At 47.1% G+C, this 6,324-nt stretch carries 1 protein-coding gene, 2 tRNA genes and 7 pseudogenes; 5 read left to right on the top strand and 5 right to left on the bottom strand.

Annotated features, from left to right (window positions below):
• Both FYJ34_RS11820 and FYJ34_RS11815 read left to right on the top strand, forming a co-directional pair.
• A pseudogene (locus FYJ34_RS11820) lies at positions 1 to 262 on the top strand (aminotransferase class V-fold PLP-dependent enzyme); the annotation flags it as partial.
• Positions 259 to 494 (top strand): annotated as a pseudogene (locus tag FYJ34_RS11815) (putative Se/S carrier protein). The pseudogenes FYJ34_RS11820 and FYJ34_RS11815, both read left to right, overlap by 4 nt.
• A gap of 203 nt (positions 495 to 697) precedes the next feature.
• On the opposite strand, the pseudogene FYJ34_RS11810 reads toward FYJ34_RS11815, so the two are convergent.
• A pseudogene (locus tag FYJ34_RS11810) lies at positions 698 to 1,253 on the bottom strand (TetR/AcrR family transcriptional regulator).
• Positions 1,254 to 1,483: 230 nt separating this feature from the next.
• Positions 1,484 to 2,404 (bottom strand): annotated as a pseudogene (locus FYJ34_RS11805) (proline racemase family protein).
• Between the two features lie 390 nt (positions 2,405 to 2,794).
• Here FYJ34_RS11805 and FYJ34_RS11800 point away from each other — a divergent pair.
• Positions 2,795 to 2,892, top strand: a tRNA-Sec gene (locus FYJ34_RS11800).
• Between the two features lie 537 nt (positions 2,893 to 3,429).
• On the opposite strand, the gene FYJ34_RS11795 is transcribed toward FYJ34_RS11800, so the two are convergent.
• Positions 3,430 to 3,524: transfer RNA gene (locus tag FYJ34_RS11795), tRNA-Sec, on the bottom strand.
• A gap of 301 nt (positions 3,525 to 3,825) precedes the next feature.
• Here FYJ34_RS11795 and FYJ34_RS15265 point away from each other — a divergent pair.
• Positions 3,826 to 4,858, top strand: a pseudogene (locus FYJ34_RS15265) (proline racemase family protein).
• Positions 4,859 to 5,032: 174 nt separating this feature from the next.
• Positions 5,033 to 5,618, top strand: a pseudogene (locus FYJ34_RS11785) (TetR/AcrR family transcriptional regulator).
• A gap of 204 nt (positions 5,619 to 5,822) precedes the next feature.
• Here the strand turns inward: FYJ34_RS11785 and FYJ34_RS15260 are convergent.
• Positions 5,823 to 6,059 (bottom strand): putative Se/S carrier protein, encoded by a 237-nt coding sequence (locus tag FYJ34_RS15260; RefSeq protein WP_154476735.1) that lies wholly within the window; start codon positions 6,057 to 6,059, stop codon positions 5,823 to 5,825.
• Positions 6,056 to 6,324: pseudogene (locus FYJ34_RS15255) on the bottom strand (aminotransferase class V-fold PLP-dependent enzyme); the annotation flags it as partial. The gene FYJ34_RS15260 and the pseudogene FYJ34_RS15255, both read right to left, overlap by 4 nt.

The raw sequence follows: 6,324 nt of genomic DNA, 5'->3' as shown, positions 1-6,324 counted from the left end.
GATTTCACCAGCCAGCCAAACAGGTGTCCCATCGTTACCTTCATATAGGAGACTATGATTCGGCAGACGTAAGCGACGCATTGCTGACAGAGTTTGGAATCTGTACCCGGGCAGGAGGACACTGTGCGCCTTTGATGCATGAGGCTTTGGAACAAAAGAGCAGGGAGCGGTCCGCTTCAGTTTTTCCCATGAAAATACAGAAGAAGAAGTAGATTTTGGAATACAGGCGGTACGAACGCTGGCAGAAGAGGAAGAAGAATGAGAAAGAAAGAACGAAAGCTGGTTGTCACCTTTTATAACAAGGCAGACGCCATGGGAATGGAGAAGCTGTGTAAGGAAGAAGGGCTGCCGGGCGTATCATCCCGGTTCCCAGATCCATCTCGGCGGGCTGCGGTCTTGCGTGGTGCACGGAACCGGAGCAGAAGGAAGTGATCGAGGCAGGGCTGAAACGGGCCGGGATCGAGGCGAGCGCCATTCAGGAATGTATGGTGTAAGGTGTTCTCCGGTTATTTCATGACGATAGAAGCAAAACGGTATACAAGATAAGGAAGTCCAGATGGGTGTGGAGCTGCTGGCCGGAAAAGGCAAAGGCTCCATACTTTTTTGATTGCAGGAAACTGCGCCGCACAGGACATAAAAAAGAGCCGCCGCAGATGCGTGTACATCCGGCAGCAAACCATGCATGTTTCAGATCCATCTACACTCCGGTGATAAATGTATCCAAAAGATGCGGCAGAAGCCTGTCACTGTACTGATAAAGGGAATAGCTTCCCTTGGCCAGAGCCCAGTCGTAAAGCAACGCCCGTTCGTACATGGCATATAAATGCATCAGTTTCCTCTGCGGAAGAGGATGCTGCAAATTCCTTTTTTTCCAACGCTTCTTCCAGGATCTGTGTAACCCATTCAAAATAAAACCGGTTTTTGTCACTGAGGGACATTTGGCCTTTGGTCACCAGCTGGGAAGAATAGAGAAGAGCCAGAAGCTCTCGGTTGACGTCATGCTCGATCATGTAAAACAGCTCATGATTTAAAAGCAGAAGCTTGTCATAACAAGAAAGAGAAGGATCCATTTCAGCAGCCAGCTCCCGGTATTTGTCGTCAAACAGATCGGACATGGAATTCAGCAAAGACTCCTTGCCTTTGAAATAGTGATAGAAAGAACCGCGAGAAGTTTTGGAGGCGACAATGATATCCTCAACTGTGGTATTATCGTAACCTTTCTTGAAAAACAGGTTCCATGCGGCCTTTACGATTCTGCTTTTGGTGGATTGCCGTTTTCGGGCATGATAAACCTCCTCCTATCGGATTCTGGATAAACGGAAGTGCCAAAAGGCAGTTCCGGGGGTAAACGGGTGCCGGGGTCTCAGAGCTTCTGAGGCGTCGGCTTACCGCTGTTGCAAAAAGAGCGAGCTCGCGAAAGCCCGCTCTGTAGAAAATATCTGACTTTGATAGATCAAAGACTAGCCTACCTGGAAACCATATTTCAATGGATCCGTAGATCGATCAGGTAGGTTGCCACACCTGTCAGGTAGCAGGATCCTGTGATCATTGGAACGACAGCGTCAAAGTCGCCAACTTTCGTGTTTCTTTGATCACGCCCTTGAACAGGCTGCCGATAAAGCTTTCGTAGATGAATTCTTCGCCTACGCCGATCTCGCCCCATTTGTGCAGGGTAGCCAGTTTTGCGCTGGTTCCGGTTCCGGCAGGGAGAACGGTCAGCCATGTGCTCACCGAATACAACAACGTTTCTCATGGTTGCCTTGTCCGGATTTGGAGTCGGTCCGTAGAACTCTACCAGGTCTACCGTCGTGATGTCCAGAAGCGGATGCTGTACCGGAATCTCTTTGTTGATGATCTCCATCATCTTCATACCAAGGTCTGTCAGTGCAGGAACGGTCTTGGGATCGATGGAATCGAAGCCGATCTTTGTAGTATCTACCAGTGCAAAGAAGCTTCCGCCGAAAGAAATGGTAAATGGAATCTCTTTTCCGTCTACCACAACGGAGCAATTCTCTTTATAAACGAAGGAAGGAACGTTTGTCAAAGTAACGGCTTTCTACCTTGCCGTCCTTTACTACGGCCTCTGTACGGATGATTCCGGCAGGAGCCTCCAGAACTACCTGGTTCACTCCCTCCTTGCACTCCAGAAGACCTGCTTCCAGGCAACGGTCACAGCGCCGATGGTGCAGTGTCCGCACATGTTCAGATATCCGCCTGTATCAAGGAACATAACGCCGAAGTCTGCCTCCGGGCTGACCGGCTTGCAAAGGAAAGCGCCGAACATGTCATGGTGTCCTCTTGGCTCAAACATCAGAGCGGTACGTACATGATCGTAGTTTTCTTCCATCCATTTTTTCTTTTCGATCATGGTGTTTCCCTCTGGCTCCGGGAACCCTCCGATCACGACACGACAGAATTCCCCAACGGTGTGAGCGTCCACTACCTGTAATGCAGCTTCAAACGCTCAAAGTTTACATTTGCTTTCAAGTCCATAATTCTACCTCCTTATAATGTAGGGTTACCTCTCGTTCATAGAAAATATCTATGAATCGTATAAAACATGGAGAAAGACCGTTATTTTTTCAACCATGTCTTTTTTAAGAAACAAAAAACGACATAAAATTAACAATCAGAACGCATTCTAGTCAATTGTTCATCTTTCTAATAGCATTATGACCGAAAAGCCAGAAAAAAGTCAATGTTTTTTGGGAATATAAAAATATATAAATTCTGTTAAAATGGTTGAAAAGACCGGGGAAGTGTGATACAGTTGTTGTGCATAAAACCAATGTACGGGGGTAGATGGGTGACTGGTGTGCCTCCTAGTCTTCAAAACTAGTGTAGGGCGTTAGGAGCGTCCTGGGTGGGTTCGATTCCCACATGCCCTCGCCAAAAAATGCCGAATCACGTTAATTAAATAGCGAAATTGCTACAGAATATTAACGGATAATTATAGATAAACTTATAAGTGACGCACTCATAGACAGCAACGATTACAGCACACACGACTTTGGGAGGGGGAGACCTGCAGGGAGGGACAGCGGGAGAGTCAGAAGGAAAGTGCTGGACGATAGTAAAAATTCTGTACATTTCCCATGATCTTTCTCATCCCTTATTCATTTTAAAGTTGTACTTTCAGTAGCCGGCCCTCAGAAAAAACGGATCAAACGAGTCTAAGTAAACATAAAGTAAAACAACGCATTCAAAAATCTCTGTACGTTTACTTAATCTTTTTCAACATGTAGAACAATACATAAGGCACTTGTCCTCTCTGACTCTCCCTGCTGTCCTCCCTGCAGGTCCCTCCAAAGTCGTGTGTGCTGTAATCGTTGCTGTCTATGAGTGCGTCACTTATAAGTTTTATCTATAATTATCCGTTAATATTCTGTAGCAATTTCGCTATTTAATTAACGTGATTCGGGCATTTTTTGGCGAGGGCATGTGGGATCGAACCCACCCAGGACGCTCCTAACGCCTACATAGTTTTGAAGACTAGGAGGCACACCAGTCACCCATCTACCCCCGTACATTGGTTTTATGCACAACAACTGTATCACACTTCCCCGGTCTTTTCAACCATTTTAACAGAATTTTATATATTTTTATATTCCCAAAAACATTGACTTTTTCTGGCTTTTCGGTCATAATGCTATTAGAAAGATGAACAATTGACTAGAATGCGTTCTGATTGTTAATTTTATGTCGTTTTTTTGTTTCTTAAAAAGACATGGTTGAAAAAATAACGGTCTTTCTCCATGTTTTTATACGATTCATAGATATTTTCTATGAACGAGAGGTAACCCTACATTATAAGGAGGTAGAATTATGGACTTGAAAGCAAATGTAAACTTTGAGCGTTTTGAAGCTGCATTACAGGTAGTGGACGCTCACACCGTTGGGGAATTCTGTCGTGTCGTGATCGGAGGGTTCCCGGAGCCAGAGGGAAACACCATGATCGAAAGAAAAAATGGATGGAAGAAAACTACGATCATGTACGTACCGCTCTGATGTTTGAGCCAAGAGGACACCATGACATGTTCGGCGCTTTCCTTTGCAAGCCGGTCAGCCCGGAGGCAGACTTCGGCGTTATGTTCCTTGATACAGGCGGATATCTGAACATGTGCGGACACTGCACCATCGGCGCTGTGACCGTTGCCCTGGAAGCAGGTCTTCTGGAGTGCAAGGAGGGAGTGAACCAGGTAGTTCTGGAGGCTCCTGCCGGAATCATCCGTACAGAGGCCGTAGTAAAGGACGGCAAGGTAGAAAGCGTTACTTTGACAAACGTTCCTTCCTTCGTTTATAAAGAGAATTGCTCCGTTGTGGTAGACGGAAAAGAGATTCCATTTACCATTTCTTTCGGCGGAAGCTTCTTTGCACTGGTAGATACTACAAAGATCGGCTTCGATTCCATCGATCCAAGACCGTTCCTGCACTGACAGACCTTGGTATGAAGATGATGGAGATCATCAACAAAGAGATTCCGGTACAGCATCCGCTTCTGGACATCACGACGGTAGACCTGGTAGAGTTCTACGGACCGACTCCAAATCCGGACAAGGCAACCATGAGAAACGTTGTTGTATTCGGTGAGCACATGGCTGACCGTTCTCCCTGCGGAACCGGAACCAGCGCAAAACTGGCTACCCTGCACAAATGGGGCGAGATCGGCGTAGGCGAAGAATTCATCTACGAAAGCTTTATCGGCAGCCTGTTCAAGGGCGTGATCAAAGAAACCACGAAAGTTGGCGACTTTGACGCTGTCGTTCCAATGATCACAGGATCCTGCTACCTGACAGGTGTGGCAACCTACCTGATCGATCCTACGGATCCATTGAAATATGGTTTCCAGGTAGGCTAGTCTTTGATCTATCAAAGTCAGATATTTTCTACAGAGCGGGCTTTCGCGAGCTCGCTCTTTTTGCAACAGCGGTAAGCCGACGCCTCAGAAGCTCTGAGACCCCGGCACCCGTTTACCCCGGAACTGCCTTTTGGCACTTCCGTTTATCCAGAATCCGATAGGAGGAGGTTTATCATGCCCCGAAAACGGCAATCCACCAAAAGCAGAATCGTAAAGGCCGCATGGAACCTGTTTTTCAAGAAAGGTTACGATAATACCACAGTTGAGGATATCATTGTCGCCTCCAAAACTTCTCGCGGTTCTTTCTATCACTATTTCAAAGGCAAGGAGTCTTTGCTGAATTCCATGTCCGATCTGTTTGACGACAAATACCGGGAGCTGGCTGCTGAAATGGATCCTTCTCTTTCTTGTTATGACAAGCTTCTGCTTTTAAATCATGAGCTGTTTTACATGATCGAGCATGACGTCAACCGAGAGCTTCTGGCTCTTCTCTATTCTTCCCAGCTGGTGACCAAGGCCAAATGTCCCTCAGTGACAAAAACCGGTTTTATTTTGAATGGGTTACACAGATCCTGGAAGAAGCGTTGGAAAAAAGGAATTTGCAGCATCCTCTTCCGCAGAGGAACTGATGCATTTATATGCCATGTACGAACGGGCGTTGCTTTACGACTGGGCTCTGGCCAAGGGAAGCTATTCCCTTTATCAGTACAGTGACAGGCTTCTGCCGCATCTTTTGGATACATTTATCACCGGAGTGTAGATGGATCTGAAACATGCATGTTTGCTGCCGGGATGTACACGCATCTGCGGCGGCTCTTTTTATGTCCTGTGCGGCGCAGTTTCCCTGCAATCAAAAAAGTATGGAGCCTTTGCCTTTTCCGGCAGCAGCTCCACACCCATCTGGACTTCCTTATCTTGTATACCGTTTTTGCTTCTATCGTCATGAAATAACCGGGAGAACACCTTACACCATACATTCCTGAATGGCGCTCGCCTCGATCCCGGCCCGTTTCAGCCCTGCCTCGATCACTTCCTTCTGCTCCGGTTCCGTGCACCACGCAAGACCGCAGCCCGCCGAGATGGATCTGGGAACCGGGATGATACGCCCCGGCAGCCCTTCTTCCTTACACAGCTTCTCCATTCCCATGGCGTCTGCCGTTGTATAAAAGGTGACAACCAGCTTTCGTTCTTTCTTTCTCATTCTTCTTCCTCTTCTGCCAGCGTTCGTACCGGCCTGTATTCCAAAATCTACTTCTTCTTCTGTATTTTCATGGGAAAAACTGAAGCGGACCGCTCCCTGCTCTTTTGTTCCCAAAGCCTCATGCATCAAAGGCGCACAGTGTCCTCCTGCCCGGGTACAGATTCCAAACTCTGTCAGCAATGCGTCGCTTACGTCTGCCGAATCATAGTCTCCTATATTGAAGGTAACGATGGACACCTGTTTTGGCTGGTGAAATCTCCGTATA

The sequence above is a fragment of the Suipraeoptans intestinalis genome, from assembly GCF_009696485.1.
In the GTDB taxonomy this organism is placed as follows: domain Bacteria; phylum Bacillota; class Clostridia; order Lachnospirales; family Lachnospiraceae; genus Suipraeoptans; species Suipraeoptans intestinalis.
The sequence above is the reverse complement of the archived record's forward strand: the minus strand, read 5'-3'. Positions and strand labels throughout refer to the sequence as shown.